This window comes from Sphingomonas sp. NPDC092440 (assembly GCF_044754985.1).
In the GTDB taxonomy this organism is placed as follows: Bacteria; Pseudomonadota; Alphaproteobacteria; order Sphingomonadales; family Sphingomonadaceae; genus Sphingomonas.
In genome coordinates, this window is sequence record NZ_JBIVQA010000010.1 from 122,056 (window position 1) to 147,548 (window position 25,493).

A 25,493-nucleotide genomic window follows, 5' to 3' on the forward strand; every position below is an offset into this window, starting at 1 on the left:
GAGGCAGGGAAGGATGGCGCGCGACGCCGGAACGCGAATCGGCCGCCGTGCCTTGCTCGCCGGATCGGCCCAGGCGGCGCTGCTCGGCATGCTTCCCGTCGCGGCGCGGGCCGTGTCCGCGCGGATTGACGATCTGATCGCGCGGATGACGATCGCGGAGAAGGCTGGACAGCTCAGCTGCTTCAACGACGAGATCCGGCCGGTGGGGGCGGTGTTCAACCCCGTGGTCGATCCGCGCGGCGCCGATGCGCTGCTCGCCGATATCCGCGCCGGCCGGGTAGGCATGTTGTTCAACGGCTATGGCGTGGCCGGCGCGCGGCGAGCGCAGCAGGTGGCGCTGCGGAGCCGGCTCGGCATTCCGCTGCTCTTCGCCGCCGACGTGATCCATGGCTGCCGCACCATCTTCCCGATCCCGCTGGCCGAGGCGGCGGCGTTCGATCCGGAACTCTCCGAGCGTGCCGCCCGGGCGGTAGCCGAAGAGGCGAGTGCCGGCGGGCTGCACTGGACCTTCGCGCCGGTGGTCGATGTGGCGCGGGACCAGCGCTGGGGCCGCGTGGCCGAAGGAGCGGGCGAGGATGTGCGGCTCAACCGCCAGCTCGCCGCGGCGCGGGTGCGCGGACTCCAGGGCCCCGACCTGCGCCGGCCGGACAGCCTGCTGGCCACGCCCAAGCATTTCGCCGGCTATTCGGCGGTGCGTGGCGGCATGGAATATGCCGCGGTCGATATGAGCGTGGCCGAGCTGCGCGAGACCTATCTGCCGCCTTTCGCCGCCGGCTTCGGCGCGGGCGCGCTCGCCACCATCGCCTCCTTCACCGATTTCAATGGCGTGCCGGCGACCGCCAATCGCTGGCTGCTCACCGATATCCTTCGCACCGAGCTGGGCTTCGCCGGCGTCTGCGTCTCCGACTATGATGCCGATCGCGAGCTGATCGCGCATGGCGTGGCGGGGGATGAGGCCGATGCGGCGCGGCTGGCGATCCTCGCGGGCGTCGACGTCTCGATGCAGAGCGGGCTCTACAACAAGCATTTGCCGGCGCTGGTCGCCAGCGGCCGGGTGCCGATGGCGCGGGTGGACGAGGCGGTGCGGCGCGTGCTGGCGCTGAAGGAGGCGCTGGGACTGTTCGACGATCCCTTCCGCTCGCTCGACGCCGCGGCCGAGCGGAAGCGGACCGCCACGCCCGCGATCAAGGCGCTGGCCCGCGAGGTGGCGACCCGCTCGGTCGTGCTGCTGCGGAACCGGGGCGAGCTGCTGCCGCTGCCGCGCGCGGGCAGGCGGATCGCGCTGATCGGCCCGTTCGGGGCGGACCGGGCGAACCTCAACGGCCCCTGGTCCTTCGCCGGCGATGCGAAGCATGGCATCGACCTTGCCACCGGCATCCGCGCGCTGCTGGCCGATCCGGCCGCGTTGGCGGTGGAGGCGGGGAGCGGCATCCACGAACCGCTGCCCGGCGGCATCGCGCGGGCAGTAGCGGCGGCGAGGGCGGCCGATGTGGTGCTGCTTGCGATCGGCGAGGCGGGCGATATGTCCGGCGAAGGCAATAGCCGCGTCGAGATCACCGTGCCGGCCGCGCAGCAGGCGCTGGCGGAGGCCGTCGCGGCGACCGGCACGCCGGTGGTGGTGCTGCTCCGCCATGGCCGTGCGCTGGCACTGGAGGGAGCGGTGCGCGATGCGCCGGCCTTGCTCTGCACCTGGTTCCTCGGCGAGCAGACCGGTGCGGCCGTGGCCGATATCCTGTTCGGCGTGCGCGAGCCGACCGGGCGGCTGCCGGTGAGCTTCCCGCTCGCGACGGGGCAGCAGCCCTGGTCATACGACCGGCGCGGCACCGGCCGCCCGGCGGCCGACGCCGATCCGATGGCGCCGGGCCGCAGCCATTGGCGCGATGCGCCCGATCGCGCGCTGTTCCCCTTCGGCAGCGGACAGGGCTATGCCCGCTTCGCGCTCGCCGACCTCCAGCTCTCCCGGCAGGTGGCGCGGGGCGAGGCGGCGCAGGTCCGCGTTGCCGTCACCAACATCGGCGGCCGCCGCGGCGAGGCGTTCGTCCGTGCCGACATCCATGACCGGGTCGCCAGCCGCACGCGGCCGGTACGGCAGATGAAGGCGTATGCCCGCGTCACGCTCGATCCGGGCGAGCGGCGCATCGTGACGCTCGCCATTCCCCATGCCGAGCTCGCCCTGGTCGCCGCGGACGGGCAGTGGCGGATCGAGCCGGGCGCGTTCGACCTGTGGGTCAATGCCGGTGGCGAGGAACTCCACAGCCAATTCGACGCGGTTTGACGCAGCCGTTGAAATGCATTGCATGATCTGCTTCGCTGCCGAGCGACAGAGAGACGGAGAGGATCACGAATGAAGCGCGCAGCCTGGGCGGTACCCGCCCTGATCACCAGCTACGCCCTGCTCGGGCTGCTGATGAACAGCGTCGGCACGGTGATTCTCCAGTCGATCGCGCATTACGGCGTCACCAAGCCGCAGGCGGCGACGCTCGAGGCCTGCAAGGACCTGTCGGTGGTCGTCGCTTCCTTCCTGTTCGCCACCGCGCTGCCGCGCTTCGGCTTCCGGCGCGCGCAGATCGGCGTGATGCTCGCGGTTGCCGCCGGGGCGCTCGCCATCTCGTTCGCGAACAGCTTCTGGGCGATGCAGCTGTTCTTCGTGCTGGTCGGCCTGTGCTTCGGCATCGCCAAGGTGGCGACCTACAGCTCGATCGGCCTGGTCCGTCCCGATCCGGCGCGCCACGCCAGCCTGACCTCGCTGATCGAGGGCGTGTTCATGGTCGGCATCCTCGCCGGCATCTGGCTGTTCGGCTGGTTCATCGGCCAGGACACGACCGGGCAGGGCTGGCTGGGCGTCTACCGGGTGATCGCGGTGCTCGCGCTGGCGACGGCGGTGCTCTGGTGGTTCGCCGATCTCGACGAGAGCGCCGCAAAGGCCGCGCAAGGCCAGCCGGGCACGGGCTATCGCGATGCGCTGGCGCTGCTCGTGCTGCCCTCGACCATTGCCTTCCTGGCCGCGATCTTCCTCTATGTGCTGATCGAGCAGGGTGTCGGCACCTGGCTGCCGACCTTCAACAACCAGGTTCTGCATCTGCCCAGCGCGATGAGCGTGCAGGCGTCGAGCATCTTCATCGCCGCGCTGGCGGTGGGGCGGCTGAGCGCCAGCGGGCTGGTCGCGCGGCTCGGCTGGCTCAGGCTGCTGCTCGGCTGCCTCGTGCTGATCGCGGCGCTGGTGCTGCTGACCCTGCCGACCACCCAGGGGCTGCATCCCCGTGCGAACATGGGCTGGCTCGACGCGCCGGCCGCCGCGTACATCTTCCCGCTGATCGGCATGTTCATGGCGCCGATCTACCCGATCGTCTCCTCGGTGGTGCTGAGCGCCCTGCCGCGCGAGCGGCATGCGGCGATGGTGGGGCTGATGGTGATCTTCTCGGCCCTGGGCGGCACGATCGGTTCCTTCATCACCGGCTTCACCTTCGATCGCTTCTCGGGCCAGACGGCGTTCTACCTGGTGCTGGTGCCGCTGGCGCTGATCGCGCTGGCGCTGGTGCGGCTGGAGCGGCTGACCCGGAAATCTTCCAACGGCACGGCCTAAGTCGGGGCGCGGAAGGTCGCGAGAGTCACGACGTCGCGCGGATTTCATGGGGCGAAAGCCGTGACTTTCGCAACATGCTTGCGCATCGGCGATCCTATATTTCCAACATGCAAAGAGCGGTCTGACGACGGCCAAGCCCAGCAGTTCGAATCCTACATCGCAAGGCATTCGTCATCCCCGCGAAGGGCGTCGCTCCGCTGCCCGAGGCGGATGGCGAACCAGGAGATGCAACCGGGCTAGAGGGCGTACTCGGCCAAGTCGAAATCGGCGATCGCCGGGATGATCCAGTCCGCTTCCGGGAGCGCGGCGGGATCGCCGACGCCCAGCGCCTTCATCCCTGCGGCATGGATCGCCACCACGCCCGCGGGGGCATCCTCGACGCCCAGCATCTCGGCGGGCGCGATGCCAAGCGCACGGGCGGCGGCAAGGAAGATATCGGGCGCGGGCTTGCCGGCGGCGAGGCCGGCAGGATCGATCACCGCGTCGAACAGCTCCGCCACTTCCATCCGCGCAATCAGCAGCGGCGCGTTGCGGCTGGCCGAGGCGAGCGCGATGCCCAGCCCGGCGGCGCGGCACTGCGCGAGCGCCGCGCGGGCGCCGGGAAACAGGTCGCCGGGGCCGAAATGCGCGATCTCCTCAAGATACCAGTCGTTCTTCCGCGCGGCGAGGCGCTGGCGCTCGGCCATGGCATAGCCCGGCCGGTCGCCGAGGATCAGTGCCAGGCTGCCCATCCGGTCCACGCCCTTCAGTGCCTCGTTCGCTTCCTCGTCGAACGGAATGCCGAGGCTGTCGGCGAGCTTCTTCCAGGCGCGGTAATGCGCGCGCGCCGTGTCGGTCAGCACTCCGTCCAGGTCGAAGGCGACGCCCTTCGGGGTCATGCGGCGAGCGCTCCGGTCCAGCTCTCGCCGGGGGCGAGGCGAATCTCGCCGTCATGGTGCCCGATCGTGATCGCGGGCCCCGAGACGGCGCGATAGGTGATCTGGTCGCCCGCCACCTCGATGCGCACCAGCGTGCCGCGCCAGACGAGGCCGAAGCCATAGCCCCGCCAGGCCGCGGGGCGGCTGGGGCGGAAGCGCAGCGCGGGCCCATGGGGGCGGAAGCCCGCAAAGCCCCAGACCAGCGCCAGCCAGGAGCCCGCCAGCGCCGCCATATGGACGCCGTGCCCGGTATTGCCGTGGCGATCGTCGATATCGACCAGGCTGGTCTCCGCGAAGAAGCGCAGCGCCTGCGCCTCGTGCCCGACCTCGCTCGCCAGGATCGCGAAGGTGGAGGCGGAGAGCGTGGAATCATGCGTGGTGATCGGCTCGTAATGGTCGAACACGCGGCGCTTGCGCTCGGCCGACACCTCTTCGCCGCCCAGCACCATGGCCAGCACCAGATCGGCCTGTTTCGAGACCTGATGCCGATAGAGCGTCATCGGATGATAATGGAGCAGCAGCGGGAATTCGGACGCGGGCGTGCCGGCCAGGTCCCAGCGCGGCTTGTCGAGGAAGCTCGCATCCTGCGCGTCCAGTTCGCGTGCAGCGTCCCAGGGCAGGTGCATCGCATCGGCGACTCGGCTGAACTCGGCAAGCTCGTCCGCGTCCAGCGCCATCTCGGCGGCCAGGCCGGCCCAGGCCTTGGGCGCCAGTGCGGCGACGCGCGCGGCGGCGGAGACGGCGAGGCGCAGATGCTTCTGCGCCATGCGGTTGGTGTACCAATTATCGTCGACCAGCGCGGTATATTCGTCCGGGCCGGTGACGCCGCGCAGATGGAACCGCCCATCCGCCCAATCGCCCAGCGCCAGCCAGATCCGCGCGGTCTCGACCAGCATGCGCGCGCCGTGCTCGACCAGGAAGTCCTCGTCGCCGGTCGCATCGACATAGGCGCCGATCGCGAAGGCGATGGCCGAATTGATGTGATATTGCGCCGATCCGCTCGGATAATGGGCCGAGCATTCGCGGCCCTCGATCGTGCGCCAGGCATAGAGCGCGCCCGTGCGATGATCGAGCGCGCGGGCATTGGCGAAGGCGGCGTCGAGCGTGTTCGCCCGGTAGACGAGCATCGCCCGGGCAATGTCGGGCGCGAGCACCGAGAGCACCGGCAGCATGAACGCTTCGGTGTCCCAGAAATAATGGCCCTCATAGCCTTCGCCGGTCAGGCCCTTGGCTGCCGCGCTCGAACGGCCGTCGCGCCCCGCCGAGGCGAAGAGGTGGAACAGGTTGGCGCGCAGGGTCGCGGCCAGGCGCGGCTCGCCGGCGATCGCGAGATCGGCGGCTGCCCAGAAGCGATCGAGCAGCGCATGCTGCGCGGCCGCCGCGGCCGCGAAGCCGCCCGCGAGCGCGGCGTCGGCGAGCGCGGTGGCCCGTTCGGCCAGCGCGTCCGAGCCGTCGCGTCCGGTGGCGAAGCCGGTGGTCACCAGCAGCCAGCCCGCGTCCTCGCGGGTGCGCTGCACGGCGGCGACGGCGATGCCGCTGCCGGGCAGGCGCTCGACGATGATATCCGCCGCCGCCTGCTCGGTCTCGAAGCCCCGCGAGGCGAGATTCACGCCGATGCGCGGATCGTCCGACTGGGCGGCGCCGTGGGGAGCGGGGGCGAGGCGGGGATGCAGCGTGACGCTGCCGGCGCCTTCGATCCCGGCCTGGAGCCGGCGGACCAGCAGCGTGCTGCCGTCGAGCGGCACGATCCGCTCGGTGCGGATGCGCAGCAGCCGTCCGTCCGGCAAGGACCAGCGCGTCTCGCGGCGGAGCATGCCCGCGCGCAGGTCGAGCGTGCGCCGAGTCGCCGAGCGCAGCGTGGTGAAATCGATTGCCTCGCCATCGACCCGCACTTCGATGCCCAGGGATTCGGCAACGGGCACGCGCGAATCGGAGTTGGCGGCGAAGCCCTTGAGCTTCTCATGATAGTGGATCGGCGCCTGTTCATAGGCATGGGCCAGGAAGGTGGTGGCCTTGGCGCGCTCCTCGATCGCTCCGCGCACGCCGATCGCGCCGTTGGAAAGCGCGAGAATCGTCGCTGCCCAGCCCTCGCGGGCCGGGTCGTCGCCGATCACGTCCAGCGACCAGCCGTCCTCCGCGAAGAGCACACCATCTTCCGCGCCGTTCAATGTCCGAGCCAACACCCGCTCCCCAACTCTTATGAAAAGTTGCGTTACAGGCTCTTTGATATCGTTTTCAAGAACAAAGGATCAGGGTTGTCGCGCGGCGTGGTTTCCGTTCCCTTTCCTTACGGCCTGAGCGGCCCGCTCAGGTATCGCGTACGACGATCTCGGTGGGCAGGGTGGTGGAGCGGGCGCGGCCGCCATCGACCTGCTGCATCAGCTTCTCGACGAGCAGCGCGCCGGCCACGTCGGTCTTCTGGTTGATCGTGGTGATCGCCGGGCTGAAATGGGCGGCGGGCGGAATATTGTTGTAGCCGACCAGCGCATAGTCGCGCGGCGCGACGAGGCCCCGCTCCCTGAACGCGCCGGTCACGGCCATGGCGGCAGTGTCCGAAAAGGCGAATACCGCGTCGGGCTGGCGGCCGGCGGCGAGATAGGCGGTAACCGTGTCCGCGGTGGCGTGAAACGCCATCGAGGCGATCGGCAGGAAATCGACGGTCACGTCGGCCTGGTCCCTGGCGGCCGCGCACAGCCCCTCGTAGCGCAGCCGCAGCTCCTCGTGGCGGATGTCGCCGACGAACAGCCAGTGCTTGCGGCCCGCGCGCAGGAAATGGCGCCCGGCCAGCTCCCCGCCCAGGAAATTGTCGCTGCCGACCGAGCAATAGCCGGCGTCGGGCGCGACCGCGCCCCAGACCACCAGCGGCACTTCGCTGCGGCCGAGCTCGCGCAGCATCGTGTCGCGAGTGCCCTGGCCGAGCACGATGAACCCGTCGGCGCCCCGCGCCTGGTAGAAGTCGCGAAAGGCGCGGACGTCCTCGAGCCCGGGCGGGGAGAGGAGAAGGTCCTGGTTGCGGATCGACAATGCTTCGGAGACGCCGGCGAGCAGCTCGAAGATGAAGGGATCGCCGATGGCGCCGTGCCGGTGCGAGCCGAAATCGAGCATCACCGCCACGGTGTTGGTGCGCGTGTGCCGCAGCTTGGCGGCGTTGCGGTTGACGGCATAGCCATGCTGGCGCGCCACTTCCATCACGCGCTCGCGCGTTTCCTCGGTCACCAGCGGGCTGCCGTTGAGCACGCGCGACACGGTGGGCGTGGAAACCTGCGCCAGGCGCGCAATGTCCTGCATGGTGAGTCGGGCGCCCGTCTTGCCGGGCCGCTCCTTGGCGGTCTTCCTCGTCATCGCCCGCTTTATGGGCGCACAACCGCGCCGCAGTAAACCGCAAGCGGCCCATCCCGGTTCAGGTTGTTCGTTCCCCGCCTTCGCAGGGAAGGAAATTGGGGCCGGCCCCTCAGCTCGTCCGGCGGACGATCAGCCTGGGCGGGAGCAGCCGCATCTCGGACGAATGGTTGCCGATCTCGCCGATCAGCGTGTCGACCAGCATCTCGCCCGCGGCGTTGTAATCCTGCGCGACGGTGGTGAGCGGAGGGTTGGTGAGGCTGGCGGCGGGGATGTCGTCGAAGCCGACCACCGATATGTCGCCGGGCACCGACTTGCCCGCTTCCTGCAGCGCCCGCAGCGCGCCCATCGCGATCAGGTCCGAGGCGGCGAAGATCGCGTCGAAGGGCACCCGGCCCGCGAGCAGTCGGCGCGCGGCCTCGAATCCCGATTCCTCGATCGACAGCGCGCCGGTCTGCAGGCGCGGATCGGGCTCGATCCCGGCTTCGAGCTGGATGTCGCAAAAGCCGTGATAGCGGTCGCGGAACTCGGGATAATGGCTGGTCGCCTCGCCGATAAAGGCCAGCCGGCGGCGGCCCTGGGCGAGGAGATGCGCGGCGGCGAGGCGCCCGCCCAGCATGTTGTCGCAGCCGATCGTGGTGCCCAGCCCGTCCAGCTCCACCGATCCCCAGCGCACGAAATGCGTACCCTGGCGGACCAGGTCCTGCAGCCGGGCGCGATACAGCTCGTAATCGCCATAGCCGAGCAGGATCAGCCCGTCGGCCTTGCGCGCGTCCTCATAATCCTTGTGCCAGTTCGACGAGAGCTGCTGGAACGAGGTGAGCAGGTCGTAGCCGCGCTTGGCGCAGGTGCGCAGGATCGAGCCCAGCATCGCCAGGAAGAAGGGGTTGATGGCGGTGCCGTCGGGCAGCGGGTCCTCGAAGAAGAGCAGGGCGAGCGTGCTGCTCTGGCCGCGGCGCAGCGAGGACGCGTTCTTGTCGACCTTGTAGCCGAGCTGGGCCGCGATCGCCTCGATCCGCTTGCGCGTGCCTTCGTTCACGGTGGGATCGCCGCGCAGGGCACGGCTCACCGTCGGCTGCGAGACTCCCGCCAATGCCGCGATGTCGAATGATGTCGGCTTGTCCGGCGAGGCCATGCCGCTCCCTGCTCCCCAGCCGCGCAAATTGTTGCGCGCTTGTTGCAACTAGCCTGACTGGGCCGGAAGCGGAAGCAGCGCTGAATACGTATGCGCTTACCTTCACTTGTCGGCCGCATGCGGCGAATTGGGGGAGGCTTAGAAAAACCGTCGCCAGTGAAAGGCGGCGAGGACCTTTGGGGAGGAAGACGATGGCTCAGTCCAATCACGCCGAGATTCTGCGCGCCCGTTCGGCGCTTTCGCTGGGAACGAGCAGCCGAGCGCTCGGCGCCGCGTTGCTGCTGCTGGGCGCGGTGCCGGCCTTCGCCCAGGACGGGACGCCCGCACCGGCGCCTGCCGACCAGGCGGAAGAGGGCAACCTCATCGTCACCGGCATCCGCGCCTCGCTGACCTCGTCGGCGAACATCAAGCGCAACAACGTCACGATCGTCGACTCGGTCTCGTCCGAGGACATCGGCAAGCTGCCCGACGTCTCGATCGCCGACTCGCTGGCCCGCATCCCCGGCGTCACCGCCCAGCGCCTGGAAGGGCGCGACCAGCGCCTGTCGATCCGCGGCCTTGGCCCGGACTTTTCGACCACGCTGCTGAACGGCCGCGAGCAGGTCACCGTCGGTGACAATCGCGGCGTGGAATATGATCAATATCCGTCCGAATTCTTCAAGAACGTCAATGTCTACAAGTCGGCCGACGCCTCGCTGATCGCGGCGGGCATCTCGGGCACGGTCGACCTGCGCATGCTGCGCCCGCTCGACCAGAAGAAGAACACGTTCGTCGTCTCGCTGCGCGGCCAGATGAACGAGAAGGACAAGCTCAACCCCGACGGCACGCGCTATGGCTACAAGGCGTCCGCCACTTATGTCGGCAAGTTCGCAGGGGATACGCTGGGCATTGCGCTAGGCGTCTCGGCGCAGAACACGCCGACCCAGATCGAGCGCTATGCGGCCTGGGGCTTCCCGGCCGAGCCGGCCGCTGGCGGCAATCTCTTCCTCGGCGGCGCCAAGCCCTATGTCCAGTCGAACCTGCTGAAGCGCTATGGCGGCGTCGCCACCATCGAATGGGCGCCGAGCGAGAATTTCCACTCGACCTTCGACGCGCTCTATTCGAACTTCAAGGAAACCCAGCACCTGCGCGGCATCGAGTTCGGCGTCGCGCCGGCCTGGGGCTCGGGCGGCGTGATCGCGCCGGGCTACACGGTGCGCGATGGGCTGGTCACCGAAGCGACGATCAGCAACCTCGTCGCGGTCCAGCGCAACGACCTCAACGAGCGCAAGGCCGAGAATATCTCGCTGGGCTGGAACAACGACCTGAAACTCGGCGAGACGATCCACCTCAACGTGGACGCCAGCTGGAGCCGCGCCACCCGCACCGACTTCCTGCTCGAGACCTATTCGGGCACCGGCTATAATTCGAGCGGCGCCAAGGACACGATCAGGATCCGCCAGAACAGCGACGGCACCTATGATATCGTGCCGACGCTCGACTATTCGAACACCGGCGTCATCCGCCTGACCGATCCGCGCGGCTGGGGCTATAACGGCACCACCGCGGTGGTGCAGGCGGGCTTCCTCAACCGGCCCGATTTCGTCGACGACCTCAAGGCGCTGCGTGCCAGCCTGAAGGGCGAGATCAGCGGCAGCGTGCTGAGCGCCTGGGAAGTGGGCGGCAATTTCAGCCGCCGCAAGAAGGAAAGCAACTACACCAGCTACTTCCTCTGCCCCAAGGGCGGCGGCACCAACTGCACCGTCGCCAGCGGCACGCCGACCAGCCTGGCGGTGCCGAACGACGTGCTGCTCGGCGAGACGGTAAGCCTCGACTATCTGGGCGTGCCCCGGATGCTGACCGTCGATCCGATGAAGGTCTATGGCCTGCTCAACTCGGTGTACGACAACCGGCCGGATTCGCTGGTGCGCGACAATGTCGTGAGCGAGGACGTGTGGACCGGCTATGCCAAGCTGACCGTGGACGGCACGGTGGGCGACAAGCCGCTCAAGGGCTCGCTCGGCCTGCAGGTGATCCGCACCAAGCAGCAATCGTCGGGCCAGATCGCGGCGCTGGTCGGCGGCGTCGTGACGATCTCGCAGGTAGCGGGCTCGGTGAGCTACACCAATTTCCTGCCTTCCGCCTCGTTCAGCCTCGAGCTGGAGCCGAGCTTCTACATCAAGCTCGGCGCCGCGCAGACCATGGTGCGCCCGCGCCTCGACCAGGAGCGCATCACCCAGGCGGTGTCGATCGACCTTTCGAAGATCGGCCTGGGTGGCCAGCCGCAGAACAGCCCGTTCAGCTCGAACGGCGGCAATTATCGCCTGCGCCCCTATCAGTCGACCAACATCGACATCTCGTTCGAGAAGTATCTGGGCAATAGCGGCGGCTATCTGGCGCTGACCGGCTTCTTCAAGCACCTGACCGACTTCGTCGATCCGAACAATTCGGTGCTCTACGACTTCTCGCCGCTGCTTGCCGCGCTCACGCCGGCGCAGCGCGCGATCGTGGTCGCGCAGAATGCGCAGATCGGCCTGGTCAGCTCGCCCAAGAACACCGGGCGCGGCGATATCCTGGGCGTGGAAGCCACCGCGTCGCTGCCCTTCACCGTGTTCAGCCAGGCGCTGGACGGCTTCGGCATCTTCGCTAGCGGCACCTATGTCGACAGCGAGATCCGCTACGCCAACAACGTCACGCCGATCACGCTGCCGGGCCAGTCGAAATGGGTCGCCACCGGCACCGCTTATTTCGAGAAGAACGGCTTCCAGGCGCGCGCCACCTATCGCTGGCGCGACAGCTTCCTGGCGGAGCTGGCCGGCCTCTCGGCCAATCCCGAATATCGCATGGGCCGGTCGGAAGGCGTGCTCGATGCGCAGATCGGCTATGAGTTCCGCAGCGGGCCGCTGACCGGCCTCTCGATCCTCGCCCAGGCGAAGAACCTGACCGACCAGCCCTTCGTCACCACCGAGGCGAGCGATCCCCGCCTGGTGCGCGAATATCAGCGCTATGGCCGCGACTATTATATCGGCATCACGTACAAGTTCTGACGCGTGGAAACGCGGCCCGGCCATGGCGCCGGGCCGCCTGTTTATCGAGGGGCGGACGTGCAGAGTGAGCAGCCGATCCGGATCGTGATCGCCGGCGGCGGCACCGCGGGCTGGATGGCCGCGGCCGCGTTCGCCCGGTTCCTCGGCCCCCGCTTCCGGATCGCCCTGGTCGAATCGGAGGAGATCGGCACGGTCGGGGTGGGCGAGGCGACGATCCCGCAGATCCGCCTGTTCAACGCCGGCCTGGGCATCGACGAGGACGCGTTCATGGCCGCCACCCAGGCGAGCTTCAAGCTCGGCATCGAGTTCGTCGGCTGGACGAAGGGCGGGCGCTACATGCACGCGTTCGGCGATGTCGGCCGCGCGAACGGGCTGCTCGCCTTCCAGCACAGCTGGCTGCGCGGCATGGCCGAGGGCGTCGCCCGGCCGCTCGGCGCCTATTCGCTCAACAATGTGGCGGCGCTGGCGAACCGCGTGCAGCGCGGGCCCGCGCGCACGGCGAAGCTGCTGCCCGAAATGCCCTATGCCTTCCATTTCGATGCGGGCCTCTACGCCCGCTTCCTGCGCGGCCTGGCCGAGAGCGGCGGCGTCGAGCGCGTGGAGGGCCGGATCGTCGCGGTCGCGCGCGACGGCGAGAGCGGCAACGTCACCGCCCTGACGCTGGAGGGCGAGCGCGAAGTGGCGGGCGACCTGTTCCTGGATTGCACCGGCTTCCGCGCCCTGCTGATCGGCGAGACGCTGGGCGTGGGGTTCGAGGCGTGGAGCGACCTGCTCCCCTGCGACCGCGCCATGGCCGTGCCCTCCGCGCGTGCGCGGGACTTCACGCCCTATACCCGTGCCACCGCGCATGGCGCCGGCTGGCAATGGCGCATCCCGCTTCAGCACCGCACCGGCAATGGGCTGGTCTATGCGAGCGGGCATCTTTCGGACGACGAGGCGGCGGCGCGTCTGCTCGCCGGCCTGGACGAGCCTGCGCTAGCCGACCCCCGGCCGCTGCGCTTCGCGGCCGGCAAGCGCCGCGGCTTCTGGAAGCACAATGTGATCGCGCTCGGCCTCGCCAGCGGCTTCCTCGAGCCGCTCGAATCGACGAGCATCCACATGATCCAGTCGGCGATCGAGCGGATCCTGGGCCTGCTTCCGGGCTGCCATGCCTCCCAGGCGCAGCGCGACGAATATGATCGCCAGGCGCATCTCGAATATGACCGCGTCCGCGACTTCCTGGTGCTGCACTATTGGGCGAACGACCGGGGCGAGCCCTTCTGGGCCGAGCGCCGGGCGGCGGCGCTGCCGGCGGGCCTTTGCCACAAGATCGCGCTGTGGCGCGATGCGGGCAGGATCGTGCGCGGCGAGGCGGACCTGTTCAGCGAAGTCGCCTGGCTGCAGGTCCTGGCCGGGCAGGGGATCGCCGCGGCCCGCTACCACCCGCTCGCCGATGCGCCGCCGCGCGAGCACATCGCGGAGTATCTCGGATTGATCGAATTGCTGAACGCCCGCGAAGCCGGCCAGATGGCGGACCACGCGGCCTATGTGGCGCAGCATTGTTCGGGGGAGGCCGCGGCATGAGGCGGGTCCTCGCACTCCTCGCCGCGCTGGCCGCCATGCCTGCCGCCGCGCAGGATTTCCGCGCGCGCCTGCCCCAGGACGAAGTGATCTATTTCGTCCTGCCCGATCGCTTCGCCAATGGCGATCCGGCCAATGATCGCGGCGGCCTGTCCGGCGATCGCGGCACCACCGGCTTCGATCCCGCCGACGCGCGTTATTATCACGGCGGCGACCTGAAAGGGCTCATGGGGAAGCTCCCCTATCTCCAGGCCCTCGGCATCACCGCGATCTGGGTGGCGCCGATCTTCGTCAACAAGCCTGTCCAGGGCGGGCCGGGCCAGCAGAGCGCGGGCTATCACGGCTATTGGATCACCGATTTCACCCATGTCGATCCGCATTTCGGCACCGATGCCGAGTTCAAGGCGCTGGTCGACGCCGCGCATGGGCGGGGCATGAAGGTCTATATGGACATCGTCGCCAACCATACGGCCGATGTGATCCAGTATCGCGAATGCGCCGGCGCCAATGCCTGCCCCTATCGCGGCCGGGCGGACTATCCCTATCAGCGCCGGGGTGGCGTGGACGGCACGGCGATCAATCCGGGGTTCGCGGGCGACGCGATCGGCACGGCGGCGAATTTCGCGCGCCTGACCGATCCGGGCTATGCCTATACCCCCTTCGTTCCCGAAGCGGAAAAGGCGGCCAAGCATCCCGCCTGGCTCAACGATCCGATCTATTACCATAATCGCGGGGACTCGACCTTCGCCGGCGAGAGCTCGACGATGGGCGATTTCGTCGGGCTCGACGATCTGATGACCGAGAATCCGCGCGTGATCGCGGGCATGATCGACATCTATGGCAGCTGGATCGAGCGGTTCGGCGTCGACGGCTTCCGCATCGACACGGCCCGCCATGTGAACCCCGAATTCTGGCAGGCCTTCGTTCCCCCGATGCTGGCGCGGGCCAGGGCCCGGGGCATCCCCAATTTCCACATCTTCGGCGAAGTGGCGGATCCCGCCGCCCAGGCCGCGCACACGATCACCGCGAAGCTGCCCTCGGTGCTCGACTTCGCCTTCCGCCAGGCGCTGCTCGACAGCGTTGCCGGGACCAAGGGCACCGATGTGTTCGAGAAGCTGTTCGACGATGACGTGCTCTATGCGCGCGGCTTCGATACTGCGATCGCGCTGCCGACCTTCAGCGGCAATCACGACAATGGCCGCTTCGCCTGGTTCGTCCGCAAGGCCTTTCCCCAGGCGAGCGAGGCGGAAGTTCTCCAGCGGGTGCTGCTCTCCAACGCGCTCCTGCTCACGCTGCGCGGCGTGCCGACCATCTATGCCGGCGACGAACAGGGCTTTGCCGGCGGCGCCAACGATGTCGACGCGCGCGAGGACCAGTTCGGCAGCCGGGTCGCGCAATATACCGCGCGCAGGCTGATCGGCACCGATGCGAGCATCGCCACCCCGCGCTTCGACGAGGCCCATCCGATCTTCCGCGCGATCGCCGGCCTGGCGAGGCTCCGCACCGGCACGCCCGCGCTCACTCGCGGGCGGCAAGTGCTGCGTGCGCGCGGGGACAAGCCGGGGCTGCTCGCTCTTTCGCGTTTCGATCCGGTGTCCGGTGCGGAAGTGCTGCTCGCCTTCAATACCTCCACCGAGCCGCTGGCCCGTCAGGTCCAGGTCGAGACGCACTCCCTCCGCTTCCATCCGCTTGCCGGAAGCTGTGCCGCCACGGCCAGCGCGCCCGGCTCCCTCACCATCACCCTGCCGCCGCTCGGATATGCGGTGTGCGCGGCGGAGACGAAACAGTGAACCAGCTTGCCGCGAAAGCGGATATCCGGAATGCGCAGCCCTGGTGGCGGGGCGCGGCCATCTACCAGATCTATCCCCGCAGCTTCTTCGATTCGAACGGCGACGGCATCGGCGACCTGCCCGGCATCACGGCGCGGCTCGATCACATCGCCAGCCTGGGCGTCGACGCGATCTGGCTCTCGCCCTTCTTCAAGTCGCCCATGGCCGATTTCGGCTATGACGTGGCCGATTATCGCGACGTCGATCCGATCTTCGGCACGCTCGCCGATTTCGACGCGCTGATCGCCCGCGCCCATGCCCTGGGACTGCGCGTGCTGATCGACCAGGTCTGGGCGCACACGTCCGACCAGCATGGCTGGTTCGTCGAGAGCCGGGCCAGCCGCGCCAACCCCAGGGCCGACTGGTATGTCTGGCACGACGCGAAGCCGGAAGGCTCGCCGCCCACCAACTGGCAGTCGGTCTTCGGCGGCCCGGCCTGGACCTGGGACGCGCGGCGCGGCCAATATTACATGCACAATTTCCTGAAGGAGCAGCCGCAGCTCAACTGCCATCATCCCGAAGTGCAGGCGGAACTGCTCGCGATCACGCGATTCTGGCTGGATCGCGGCGTGGACGGCTTCCGCATCGATGCGATCAACTTCTCGATGCACGATCCCGAATTCCGCGACAATCCGCCGGCGCCCGACGACGGAACGCAGCGCACGCGCCCGTTCGATTTCCAGCTGCACATCTACAATCAGAGCCATGCCGACATCCCCGGCTTCCTCGAACGGCTGCGCGGGGTGTTCGACGAATATCCCGATCGCTTCACCGTCGCCGAAGTGGGCGGCGCGGACGCGGACCGCGAGATGAAGCTGTTCACTGCCGGCGGCAACCGGCTCAACACCGCCTATGGCTTCGACTTCCTCTATGCCCCGCGCCTGAGCGCGGCGGGCGTGCGGGCGGCGCTGCAGAATTGGCCGGCCGGCGGCAGCTGGCCCAGCTGGGCGTTCGAGAACCATGATGCGCCGCGCGCCGTGTCGCGCTGGACCCGGCCCGAGGCGGCAGGCGCGTTCGCGCGGATGAAGATGCTGCTGCTCGCGGCGCTGCGCGGCAACATCTTCCTCTATTATGGCGAGGAACTGGGGCTCGACCAGGTCGAGATCCCGTTCGAGGCGCTGCAGGATCCCGAGGCGATCGCCAACTGGCCGCGCACCCTGTCGCGGGACGGCGCGCGCACGCCGATGCCCTGGTCCTCGACGGCGCCCGAGCTCGGCTTCACCAGCGGCAAGCCCTGGCTGCCGCTCGGCCCCAACCATGCCGCGCTGGCGGTGGATTTGCAGGATGCCGATCCCGCCTCGCTGCTCGCCTGGACCCGCCGGGTGCTGGCGGTGCGTGGCGCTTCGCCCGCGCTGCGCACCGGCGACATCGCCTTTGTCGATGCGCCGGGCGAACTGCTCGCGTTCGAGCGCGAGGCGGAGGGCGAACGCCTGCTCTGCCTGTTCAACCTGGGCGATGCCGCGCAGCGCTGGACGCCGGCGAACGCATCCCATTGGCGCCCGCTGCTCGCGACCGGCAGTGTTGGCGACTGGACTTTCGCACCCCATTCCGGGCTGATCGCCCGCTACGAAGCCTGAGGAGAAACCATGAAGCTTGCCCCCCTCGCGCTGGCGTTCGCCGCCTTCACCTTCACGGCGCCCGCGCTGGCGCAGGACGATCTGTCGCAGAAGCGGGACGGCAATGTCGTCGCCCGCGCCGCTTCGCCCGACGGCAGGATCACCGTGACGGTCAGCATCGATGGCGAGGGCCGGGCCAGCTATGCCGTGCAGCGCGCCGGCAAGCCGCTGCTCACCGACAGCCGGCTGGGCTTCCTGTTCACCGACGCGCCCAAGCTCGACCGCAACCTGGCGCTGGTCGAGGTGAAGCGCGACAAGGCGGACACCAGCTGGACCCAGCCTTTCGGCGAATGGACCACGATCCGCGACAACCACAATGAGATGACCGTGCGGCTGCGCGAAAAGGCCGATCTCGCGCGCGAGATGGACGTGACCTTCCGCATCTTCGACGACGGCGTCGGCTTCCGCTACACGCTGCCCAGCCAGCCCAACCTCAAGCACGCCAACATCGCCGACGAGCTGACCGAGTTTGCCTTTGCCGAGCCGGGCACCGCGTGGTGGAAGCCGGCCTATCTGTGGAACCGCGAGGAATATCTCTACAACAAGACCCCGCTCGACGCGGTCGGCACCGCGCAGACGGTGATGACGGTCAAGCTCGCCAGCGGCACCCATGTCGCGCTGCACGAGGCGGCGCTGATCGATTATTCGGCGATGAACCTGGCGCGCGCCGAGGGAAATACCTTCAAGGCCTCGCTCACGCCGGGCGCCGGCGCGGCGAAGGTGTCGCGCGATACCGGCTTCTCGACGCCGTGGCGCACCATCGCCATCGCCGACGATGCGGCCGGCCTCTATGCCGCCAGCCGCATCGGCCTGAACCTCAACGAGCCCAACAAGCTGGGCGATGTCTCCTGGATCAGGCCGGGCAAGTTCGTCGGCGTGTGGTGGAACATGATCAAGGGCGAATGGACCTGGTCGCGCGGGCCCAGGCACGGCGCCACCACCGCGCATGTGAAGCAATATATCGACTTCGCCGCGGCGAACGGCATCCCCGGCGTGCTCGTCGAGGGCTGGAACATCGGCTGGGACGGCAACTGGTTCGGCAATGGCAACGAGATGCAGTTCGACCGGCCGACCGAGGATTTCGATGCCGCCGAGCTGGCGCGCTACGCCAAGGCCAAGGGCGTCTACCTGATCGGCCACAACGAGACCGGCGGCTCGGCCAGCCACTATGACAGCCAGCTCGACCGCGCGTTCAGCTATGCCCGGGACCATGGCATCCCGGTGGTGAAGACCGGCTATGTGACCGACGCGGCGCAGATCGAGCGGGTCGATCCGGACGGCTCGCAGCACCGCGAATGGCATGAGGGCCAGTGGATGGTGAACCACCATCTGCGCGTGGTGGAGACGGCGGCAAAATATCACGTCTCGATCGACAGCCATGAGCCGGTGAAGGACACCGGCCTGCGCCGCACCTGGCCGAACTGGGTGGCGCGCGAGGGCGGGCGCGGCATGGAGTATAATGCCTGGGAAGGCGGCAAGAACCCGCCCGAGCATGAGGCGAACATGGTCTTCACCCAGCTGCTCGGCGGGCCGATGGACTTTACGCCCGGCGTGCTGAGCCTCAGCGGCTCCAACGGCTCGGCGATCCAGTCGACCGTCGCCAAGCAGCTAGCGCTCTACGTGGTGCTCTATTCGCCGGTGGTGATGGCGGCCGACACGCCGGAGAATTACGCCAGATATCCGCGCGAGATGCAGTTCATCCGCGACGTGCCGACCGACTGGAGCGATACGCGCGTGCTCAACGGCGAGGTCGGCGACTATGCGACCATCGTTCGCAAGGCCAGGGGCGGCGATGACTGGTATCTGGGCGCGGTCGGCGACGAGCAGGCGCGCAGCTCGACCGTGACGCTCGACTTCCTCGATGCCGGCAAGACCTATGTCGCCGAGATCTATCGCGACGGGCCCGGCGCCGATTACCGCACCGATGCCCGCCATGCGATCACGATCGAGAGCAGGCCGGTGAAGCAGGGCGACACGCTGACGATCGCGCTGGCGCCGGGCGGCGGCGAGGCGATCCGCTTCGTTGCGCCGGGCAAGAAGGCGCGGCGCCGATGAGCCCGGCCGGGGGGCGGCCGCGCCAGGGGTTCGCCGGGCTGTGGAACATCAGCTTCGGCTTCCTGGGCATCCAGATCGGCTTTGCGCTGCAGAACGCGAACATGAGCCGCGTCTTCCAGTCGCTGGGCGAGAGCATCGACAATCTCCCGCTGCTGTGGATCGCCGCCCCGCTTACCGGGCTGCTCGTCCAGCCGGTGATCGGCCATTATTCGGACCGGACCTGGGGCCGGTTCGGCCGCAGGCGCCCCTATTTCCTGGCCGGCGCGGTGCTGGCGACGCTGGCGCTGTTCGCCATGCCCAACGCTCCGGTGCTGCTCGTCGCGGCGTTGCTGCTCTGGGTGCTCGACGCCTCGCTCAACGTCTCGATGGAGCCGTTCCGCGCGTTCGTCGGCGATATGCTCGACAAGACGCAGCACACCGCCGGCTATGCGGTCCAGACCGCCTTTATCGGCGCCGGCGCGGTGATCGGGTCGGCGACGCCCTGGCTGCTCGACCATCTCGGCGTGTCGAACGTCGCGGCGGCCGGCGGCCTGCCCGACACGGTGCGCTGGAGCTTCTATCTGGGCGGGGCGGCACTGCTGCTCGCCGTGCTGTGGACCGTCCTCACCACGCGCGAATATTCGCCCGAGGAGATGGCGGCGTTCGACGGTCCGGTCGAAGCGCTGCCTCCTCCGCCGCCTGCCAAGATTGGCGCGGGCATTCCCTGGCTGGTGGGCGGCGCGGCGCTCGGCGCGCTGGTCTTCGCCCTGGGATTCGAGAAGGAACTCTATCTGCTCGCCGGCCTGCTCTCCGCCTTCGGCCTGGCGCGGATGATCGCCGCGGTCACCAGGGGCGGGCTGCTCGGCGACCTCATGGCCGATTTCTCGGGCATGCCGGCGGTGATGAAGCGGCTGGCGGTCGTCCAGTTCTTCAGCTGGTCGGCGCTGTTCATCATGTGGATCTACACCACGCCGGTGGTCGCGCAGTACGTCTTCCGGGCGCCCGATCCGGCGAGCGCGGGCTATAACGAGGCCGGCAATTGGGTGGGAATATTGTTCGCCGCCTACAATGCCGTCGCCACGCTTGCCGCGCTGTTCCTGCTGCGTCCGCTTGCCGCCCGGGTCGGCAAGGTGCGCACCCATGCGATCGCGCTGGCGCTGGGCGGGCTCGGTTTTGCGAGCTTCCTGGTGATCCGTGACGCCGATGCGCTGCTCGTCGCGGAGATCGGGATCGGCGTCGCCTGGGCCTCGATCCTCGCCATGCCCTATGCGATCCTCGCCTCGGCGCTGCCCCAGGCCAAGCTCGGCGTGTACATGGGGCTGTTCAATATCTTCATCGTCATCCCCCAGCTGCTCGTCGCCACGCTGATCGGCACGGTGATGCGCCACCTCTTCCCGGGGCAGCCGATCTGGACGATGGCGATCGCGGCGGTGGTGATGTTGCTGGCGGCGCTGGCGACGCTGCGGGTGCGCGAGGCCTAGCCCCGTCGTCCCGCGAACTGGATCGCCACCGCCACCGCCGCGAAACCCGCGCCGAGCAGCGACACTGCGTTCCAGCCGCCCAGCGCCCAGGCCCAGGTCGCGGCACCCGAGCCGGTGGCGCCGCCGATGAACATCGCGCCCATGAAGATGGTGTTGAGCCGCGCCCGCGCCTCGGGCTGCAGCGCATAGACGATGTGCTGGTGCGAGACGAGCGCGCCCTGCACGCCGAAGTCGAGCAGGAGCACGCCGATCACCATGCCGGGGATGGTGGGCCAGAGGCCGTTGAACGCCCAGCCGGCCAGCACCGCGGCCGCGCCGAGCAGGATCACCGGGCGCGGTCCCCGCCGGTCCGCGATCCGCCCGGCGATCGGGGCGGCGAGCACGCCTGCCGCGCCGACCACGCCGAACAGGCCGGCCACTTCGGCGCCCAGCCCGAAATCCGGCTGCTGCAGGCGCAGCGCCAGGATCGTCCAGAAGCCGCTGAATGCCGCGAAGAGCAGGCCCTGGGTGATCGCCGCCCGGCGCAACGCGGCGAATTCGCGCCACAGCCCGCCGAGCGAGCGGAGCAATTGATGGTAGCGCAGCTCCGAATCCGGCGCGCTGTGCGGCAGGGTCAGCGCCATGACGCCGCCCGCGGCGAGCGCCAGCGGCACGCCCAGCCAGAACATCTCGCGCCAGCCCGCATGCGCCGCGACGAAGCCGGCCAGCGTGCGGCTGAGCAGGATGCCGCAGAGCAGCCCGGCCATCACCGTTCCCACCACCGCGCCGCGCCGCTCGGGCGCGGCCAGATGGGCGGCGAGCGGCACGATCTGCTGCGCCACGGTGGCGGCGAACCCCACCGCGACCGAAGCGGCGATCACCAGCGCGGCGCTGGGCGCGATCGCGGCCAGCATCAGCGCGCCCGCCAGCACGACGAACTGGATCGCGATCAGCCGCTTGCGCTCGACCAGATCGCCCAGCGGCACCAGCAGGAACAGGCCCAGCGCATAGCCGATCTGGGTGGCGGTGGGCACCAGTACGGTCAGCGCGCCGGGCAGGTCGCGCTGCATCACGCCCAGCATCGGCTGGCAATAATAGATGTTGGCGACTGCGATCCCGGTGGCGGCGGCCATCGCGAAGATCAGCGGACGGCCGAGCCGGTCCGGCACGGCGCCGGCGGCCTGGGGCAGGGGGGTGGTCATGGATGCTCCGGGGGGAAATCAGATGTAGCGCGGAATGGGGCCCAGCTGGGGTGTCTGGTCGGGCAGTTCAACCACCAGTTCGTCGACATAGCACCAGCCCCAGCCTTCGGGCGGGTCATAGCCTTCGATGATCGGGTGGCGAGTCGCGTGGAAATGCGCGGTGGCATGGCGATGCGGGCTCTGGTCGCAGCAGCCGACATGGCCGCAGGCCCGGCACAGGCGCAGATGCACCCAGGGGCTGCCGATCGCCAGACACTCCTCGCAGCCGCGCGCGCTGGGCGTGACCTGGTTGACGGTCGTCACGTGCCGGCATTCCATCGCTGTGGCTTCCTTCTGGTTCGATCGGGCCTTGTCGCAGCTGTGGGGGCGAGTGCCAACGGCTTGCCACCCGCAGGCGATGTCGCTACATCTTGCAATCGTTCCACTGCGAAGAAGGGAGGGCGTAAATGACAGATGTTACCACACGCCTTCCCGGTGCGTTCCGCACCATCGGGCGCTTCCACCACTAGGTCCTGAAGCCTCCCTGATCCGGGTTCCTCCCGCATCACCCCTATCGATATCGCATTGGAGACGGCGCCTCGGCGCCGGTTCATGACATGACCCACGACACCGACCGCCCGGATTCGATCCGCCGCGTTCTGCGCTTCACGTTCCGCCACTGGGCGCGGCAGCGGGGCCGCGCGACCTATATCGCCTGCTTCATCACCGCCGCGACGGTGACGGAGATCTTCGTCCCGATGTTCGCCGGCCGGCTGATCGACGCGCTGGCCGCCGATCTGCGCAACGACGCGCTGGCGCTGTTCGCGGCGATGGCGGCGCTCGGCCTTGCCATGGTGGTGCTCCGCCACATCGCCTGGGCGGGCATCATCCCCTTCACGCTGCGCATGATGCGCGACGTGACCCAGGACGGCTTCCACCGCGTCCAGCGTTTCTCGACCGACTGGCACGCCAACAGCTTCGCCGGCTCCACGGTCCGCAAGATCACGCGCGGCATGTGGGCGTTCGACACGCTGAACGACGTGCTGCTGCTCCAGCTGCTGCCGTCGCTTGCCGTGCTCCTCGGCACGATGCTGCTGCTCGGCTGGCACTGGCCGGTGCTGGGCGTGGTGATGGGCATCGGCGCCATCGCCTATGTTGCGATGACGATGGTGCTGGCGACCCGCTGGGCCTCGCCCGCCGCGACTCTCTCCAACGCCTGGGACACCAAGCTGGGCGGCCTGCTCTCCGACGCGATCGGCTCGAACGCCGTGGTCAAGGCGTTCGGCGCGGAGGAGCGCGAGGAAGGCCGTGTCGGCGCGCTGCTCGCCAAATGGGCCAAGCGCACCCGGCGCACCTGGCTGCGTTACACCTGGTCGGGCAGCGCGCAGATCGCGGTGCTGTGGGCGATCCGCGCCGCGATCACCGGCACGGCGCTGTGGCTGTGGTGGCACGGGGCCGCGACTCCGGGCGACGTCACTTTCGTGCTGGCCAGCTATTTCGTCGTGCACAGCTATCTGTTCGACATCGGCTTCCACATCCATCACCTGCAGCGCTCGGTGAACGAGATGGAGGAGTTGGTCGATCTGCACGAGCAGCCGCTGGGGATCGAGGACCGGGCCGATGCCGCGCCGATCCGCATCACCGCGGGCGCGGTGCGCTTCGACGACGTCACCTTCCGCTATGGCGGGCACGAGACGCCGCTCTACGAGCATCTCGACCTCGCCATCCGCGGCGGCGAGCGGGTCGGCCTGGTCGGCCATTCGGGATCGGGCAAGACGACGTTCGTCAAGCTGATCCAGCGCCTCTACGACGTGAACCAGGGCCGGGTGACGATCGACGGGCAGGACGTGTCGCACGCGACCCAGCAGTCGCTGCGCGCCCAGATCGCGATCGTGCAGCAGGAACCGATCCTGTTCCACCGCAGCCTGGCCGACAACATCGCCTATGCCCGCCCCGGGGCGAGCCAGGCGGAGGTCGAGGCGGCGGCGCGGCTGGCCAATGCGCACGACTTCATCGTCAAGCTGCCGCGCGGCTATGCGACGCCGGTGGGCGAGCGCGGCGTCAAGCTGTCGGGCGGCGAGCGCCAGCGCGTGGCGCTCGCTCGCGCCTTCCTGGCCGACGCCCCGATCCTGATCCTGGACGAGGCGACCTCGAGCCTCGATTCCGAGAGCGAGGCGCTGATCCAGCAGGCGATGGACCGGCTGATGAAGGGCCGCACGGCGATCGTCATCGCCCACCGGCTCTCGACGGTGCGCACGCTCGACCGGATCCTGGTGTTCGACCAGGGCCGCATCGTCGAGGATGGCGACCATGCGAGCCTGCTGGCCGATCCGGACGGCCGCTATCGCCGGCTGTTCGACCGGCAATCGGGCAACATCGTCGACGAGGCGCCGGCGCTCGCCGAGGGGTGAGCGCCGGGTCCTTTCGCAGGCGATCCTGGCATAGGCCGGCCGTGATCGGCGCTGCGCGTATTTGTAGCGTAATATACGAATAGTATCGGGCCGGGCGACATCTATAACGGGAGCGTGCGGGCATGCGACTGCTTACGGAATATGAATTGGATCTGGTCGCCGGAGGAAATGGTACTACCGATGACGCCCAGCTTAATGGCAACGACAATTACGACGGTTCTTGGTATGGTGCAGGCAATAGCGGTGGCGGCGGAAACCCCAACAACACGTCCAATGGCGGCCATTGGGCTTGGTTCGCCCCGGCAAGCTATTTTGGAGACTACCCACCCGGTGGCAACGGCACCTGGCGGTGGGTCTCCGCCGGTGGCAATCCCGGTGGCGGCAGTGGTGGCGAGCAAAGCACGCCACCGTCAGCGGGGACGCCGAACGTCATTCTGAAGGACGTGGATTGCGCGAAGGAGGAAGCGGCTTTCAGCAGCGCCCTCGAGGCCCTTCGTACTGCTTCTCCCACGGCAGCTGCCGTCATGGATCGCGTGCTCAATGGCCCCTATAAATGGACCATTTCCCTGGTGAACAATGGCGTCGACAATACTGAAGTCCGCCTCACGAATATCAACTGGGACCCCTTCTCGGGACTCGAGTTCACCGACGCTGACGGGAAGGTGGTCCGTCAATCGGCGATGGTGGCCCTTGCGCATGAATTCGCACATGCAGAATATTGGAATCGATCGGACGCCGACAGCTATGCCCATGCGATGGAAGTAGAACGCGCCGTCGCTGCCGAACTCAACGCTTACTACAACAACAACGCGGAGGCGGCTCGTCCGGCAAATGGACATCGTATCGGGACACCTTATGTAACGGCGTCTTCGACCACCACTCAGGCGGCGACGGGAGGGCGGCCATCATGCGCATGATATTCGAACTGCTAGCTGCCACGTTTGCCCTAGGGGGGCAAACCAGCGGCTCCGCCGGCCTTGCGCAATCCATCGAGACACCGGAGCTCTGCCGGACGCAGAGTCCGTCGGATTTCATCGAGATTCGCGTGATAAGGCTCGGCATAGACTCCCGGATTCAGCCGGGTCCGGACGAGATCGTCAAAAGCGGAGAGGGTTTCAGGGTAACCCGCGGCTCTCCGATCTGGGAACGGTTCGCGCGCCAGATCTGCAACCCTTCGAAGCGCGCGACCGAGCGGGAGAAAGATAATTTCGTGCCGCGTATCGTCGTCTTCCTTCCCGGAAGCTCCACCAGGAACGCCGCGATATTGGAGTTCCCAAGGGAGGATCTCGGCTCCAACGCCGTGGATTATTCCTTCAATGGCCTTGCTGGAACGATCGACAACAAGGAAGTCAGGCTCTTGCTCGATTTCGCGGCGAGAATCGATTGAGGTTGGTCGACATTT

17 protein-coding genes are annotated in these 25,493 nt (G+C 68.4%); 11 read left to right on the forward strand and 6 right to left on the reverse strand.

Annotated elements, in window-relative coordinates; all coding sequences use genetic code 11:
- Positions 1-13 precede the first annotated feature (13 nt).
- Positions 14-2,275: a glycoside hydrolase family 3 N-terminal domain-containing protein gene (locus tag ACIQCS_RS17425; RefSeq protein WP_345848062.1), complete on the forward strand. Its 2,262-nt coding sequence runs from the start codon at positions 14-16 to the stop codon at positions 2,273-2,275.
- A 69-nt stretch (positions 2,276-2,344) separates the two neighbouring features.
- Positions 2,345-3,583, forward strand: coding sequence for an MFS transporter (locus ACIQCS_RS17430; RefSeq protein WP_345848060.1), 1,239 nt, complete (start codon positions 2,345-2,347; stop codon positions 3,581-3,583).
- A 236-nt stretch (positions 3,584-3,819) separates the two neighbouring features.
- On the opposite strand, the gene pgmB is transcribed toward ACIQCS_RS17430, so the two are convergent.
- The 4 genes from pgmB to ACIQCS_RS17450 all read right to left on the reverse strand — a co-directional run bounded on the left by pgmB (position 3,820) and on the right by ACIQCS_RS17450 (position 8,974).
- Positions 3,820-4,461, reverse strand: coding sequence for a beta-phosphoglucomutase (gene pgmB / locus ACIQCS_RS17435; protein WP_345848058.1), 642 nt, complete (start codon positions 4,459-4,461; stop codon positions 3,820-3,822).
- Positions 4,458-6,680 (reverse strand): glycosyl hydrolase family 65 protein, encoded by a 2,223-nt coding sequence (locus ACIQCS_RS17440; RefSeq protein ID WP_345848057.1) that lies wholly within the window; start codon positions 6,678-6,680, stop codon positions 4,458-4,460. The genes pgmB and ACIQCS_RS17440 overlap by 4 nt, the downstream gene beginning before the upstream one ends.
- Positions 6,681-6,807: 127 nt before the next feature.
- Positions 6,808-7,842 carry a LacI family DNA-binding transcriptional regulator gene (locus ACIQCS_RS17445; protein WP_280278895.1) on the reverse strand — a complete coding sequence of 345 codons (1,035 nt, stop codon included), beginning with the start codon at positions 7,840-7,842 and terminating at the stop codon, positions 6,808-6,810.
- A gap of 109 nt (positions 7,843-7,951) precedes the next feature.
- Positions 7,952-8,974, reverse strand: a complete 1,023-nt coding sequence (locus tag ACIQCS_RS17450; RefSeq protein ID WP_280278894.1) for a LacI family DNA-binding transcriptional regulator — start codon at positions 8,972-8,974, stop codon at positions 7,952-7,954.
- 191 nt (positions 8,975-9,165) lie between these two features.
- Here ACIQCS_RS17450 and ACIQCS_RS17455 point away from each other — a divergent pair, with 191 nt between their 5' ends.
- The 6 genes from ACIQCS_RS17455 to ACIQCS_RS17480 are packed head-to-tail and all read left to right on the forward strand — an operon-like array spanning position 9,166 to position 20,520.
- Positions 9,166-12,000, forward strand: a complete 2,835-nt coding sequence (locus ACIQCS_RS17455) for a TonB-dependent receptor (protein ID WP_345848054.1) — start codon at positions 9,166-9,168, stop codon at positions 11,998-12,000.
- Positions 12,001-12,057: 57 nt separating this feature from the next.
- Positions 12,058-13,563 (forward strand): tryptophan halogenase family protein, encoded by a 1,506-nt coding sequence (locus tag ACIQCS_RS17460; protein ID WP_345848052.1) that lies wholly within the window; start codon positions 12,058-12,060, stop codon positions 13,561-13,563.
- On the forward strand, positions 13,560-15,350 hold the full coding sequence (locus ACIQCS_RS17465; RefSeq protein WP_345848049.1) for an alpha-amylase family glycosyl hydrolase: 1,791 nt from the start codon (positions 13,560-13,562) through the stop codon (positions 15,348-15,350). The genes ACIQCS_RS17460 and ACIQCS_RS17465 overlap by 4 nt, the downstream gene beginning before the upstream one ends.
- Positions 15,347-16,966 (forward strand): alpha-amylase family glycosyl hydrolase, encoded by a 1,620-nt coding sequence (locus ACIQCS_RS17470; protein ID WP_401531393.1) that lies wholly within the window; start codon positions 15,347-15,349, stop codon positions 16,964-16,966. The genes ACIQCS_RS17465 and ACIQCS_RS17470 overlap by 4 nt, the downstream gene beginning before the upstream one ends.
- A 9-nt stretch (positions 16,967-16,975) precedes the next feature.
- Positions 16,976-19,060 (forward strand): glycoside hydrolase family 97 protein, encoded by a 2,085-nt coding sequence (locus ACIQCS_RS17475; RefSeq protein WP_345848048.1) that lies wholly within the window; start codon positions 16,976-16,978, stop codon positions 19,058-19,060.
- Positions 19,057-20,520, forward strand: coding sequence for an MFS transporter (locus tag ACIQCS_RS17480; RefSeq protein WP_345848046.1), 1,464 nt, complete (start codon positions 19,057-19,059; stop codon positions 20,518-20,520). Before ACIQCS_RS17475 ends, ACIQCS_RS17480 begins: the two co-directional genes overlap by 4 nt.
- Here the strand turns inward: ACIQCS_RS17480 and ACIQCS_RS17485 are convergent.
- Together ACIQCS_RS17485 and ACIQCS_RS17490 are read right to left on the reverse strand one after the other, a co-directional pair.
- Positions 20,517-21,701, reverse strand: coding sequence for an MFS transporter (locus ACIQCS_RS17485; RefSeq protein ID WP_345848045.1), 1,185 nt, complete (start codon positions 21,699-21,701; stop codon positions 20,517-20,519). The genes ACIQCS_RS17480 and ACIQCS_RS17485 overlap by 4 nt on opposite strands.
- 18 nt (positions 21,702-21,719) lie before the next feature.
- Complete coding sequence (locus ACIQCS_RS17490) at positions 21,720-22,004, reverse strand: UBP-type zinc finger domain-containing protein (protein WP_345848043.1); 285 nt, start codon at positions 22,002-22,004, stop codon at positions 21,720-21,722.
- A gap of 293 nt (positions 22,005-22,297) precedes the next feature.
- Between ACIQCS_RS17490 and ACIQCS_RS17495 the strand changes: the two genes are divergently transcribed.
- From ACIQCS_RS17495 to ACIQCS_RS17505, 3 genes are all read left to right on the forward strand, one after another.
- Positions 22,298-24,091 carry an ABC transporter ATP-binding protein gene (locus ACIQCS_RS17495; protein ID WP_345848041.1) on the forward strand — a complete coding sequence of 598 codons (1,794 nt, stop codon included), beginning with the start codon at positions 22,298-22,300 and terminating at the stop codon, positions 24,089-24,091.
- Positions 24,092-24,213: 122 nt separating this feature from the next.
- Positions 24,214-25,008, forward strand: a complete 795-nt coding sequence (locus tag ACIQCS_RS17500; protein WP_345848040.1) for a hypothetical protein — start codon at positions 24,214-24,216, stop codon at positions 25,006-25,008.
- Complete coding sequence (locus ACIQCS_RS17505) at positions 24,999-25,478, forward strand: hypothetical protein (protein ID WP_401531397.1); 480 nt, start codon at positions 24,999-25,001, stop codon at positions 25,476-25,478. Before ACIQCS_RS17500 ends, ACIQCS_RS17505 begins: the two co-directional genes overlap by 10 nt.
- Positions 25,479-25,493 lie beyond the last annotated feature (15 nt).

Coding starts and splice junctions, on each gene's coding strand:
- ACIQCS_RS17505 (WP_401531397.1), top strand. CDS start 24,999: ATGCGCATGATATTCGAACTGCTAGCTGCCACGTTTGCCCTAGGGGGG.
- ACIQCS_RS17425 (WP_345848062.1), top strand. CDS start 14: ATGGCGCGCGACGCCGGAACGCGAATCGGCCGCCGTGCCTTGCTCGCC.
- ACIQCS_RS17495 (WP_345848041.1), top strand. CDS start 22,298: ATGACCCACGACACCGACCGCCCGGATTCGATCCGCCGCGTTCTGCGC.
- ACIQCS_RS17485 (WP_345848045.1), bottom strand. CDS start 21,701: ATGACCACCCCCCTGCCCCAGGCCGCCGGCGCCGTGCCGGACCGGCTC.
- ACIQCS_RS17480 (WP_345848046.1), top strand. CDS start 19,057: ATGAGCCCGGCCGGGGGGCGGCCGCGCCAGGGGTTCGCCGGGCTGTGG.
- ACIQCS_RS17450 (WP_280278894.1), bottom strand. CDS start 8,974: ATGGCCTCGCCGGACAAGCCGACATCATTCGACATCGCGGCATTGGCG.
- ACIQCS_RS17445 (WP_280278895.1), bottom strand. CDS start 7,842: ATGACGAGGAAGACCGCCAAGGAGCGGCCCGGCAAGACGGGCGCCCGA.
- ACIQCS_RS17430 (WP_345848060.1), top strand. CDS start 2,345: ATGAAGCGCGCAGCCTGGGCGGTACCCGCCCTGATCACCAGCTACGCC.
- ACIQCS_RS17500 (WP_345848040.1), top strand. CDS start 24,214: ATGCGACTGCTTACGGAATATGAATTGGATCTGGTCGCCGGAGGAAAT.
- pgmB (WP_345848058.1), bottom strand. CDS start 4,461: ATGACCCCGAAGGGCGTCGCCTTCGACCTGGACGGAGTGCTGACCGAC.
- ACIQCS_RS17475 (WP_345848048.1), top strand. CDS start 16,976: ATGAAGCTTGCCCCCCTCGCGCTGGCGTTCGCCGCCTTCACCTTCACG.
- ACIQCS_RS17465 (WP_345848049.1), top strand. CDS start 13,560: ATGAGGCGGGTCCTCGCACTCCTCGCCGCGCTGGCCGCCATGCCTGCC.
- ACIQCS_RS17455 (WP_345848054.1), top strand. CDS start 9,166: ATGGCTCAGTCCAATCACGCCGAGATTCTGCGCGCCCGTTCGGCGCTT.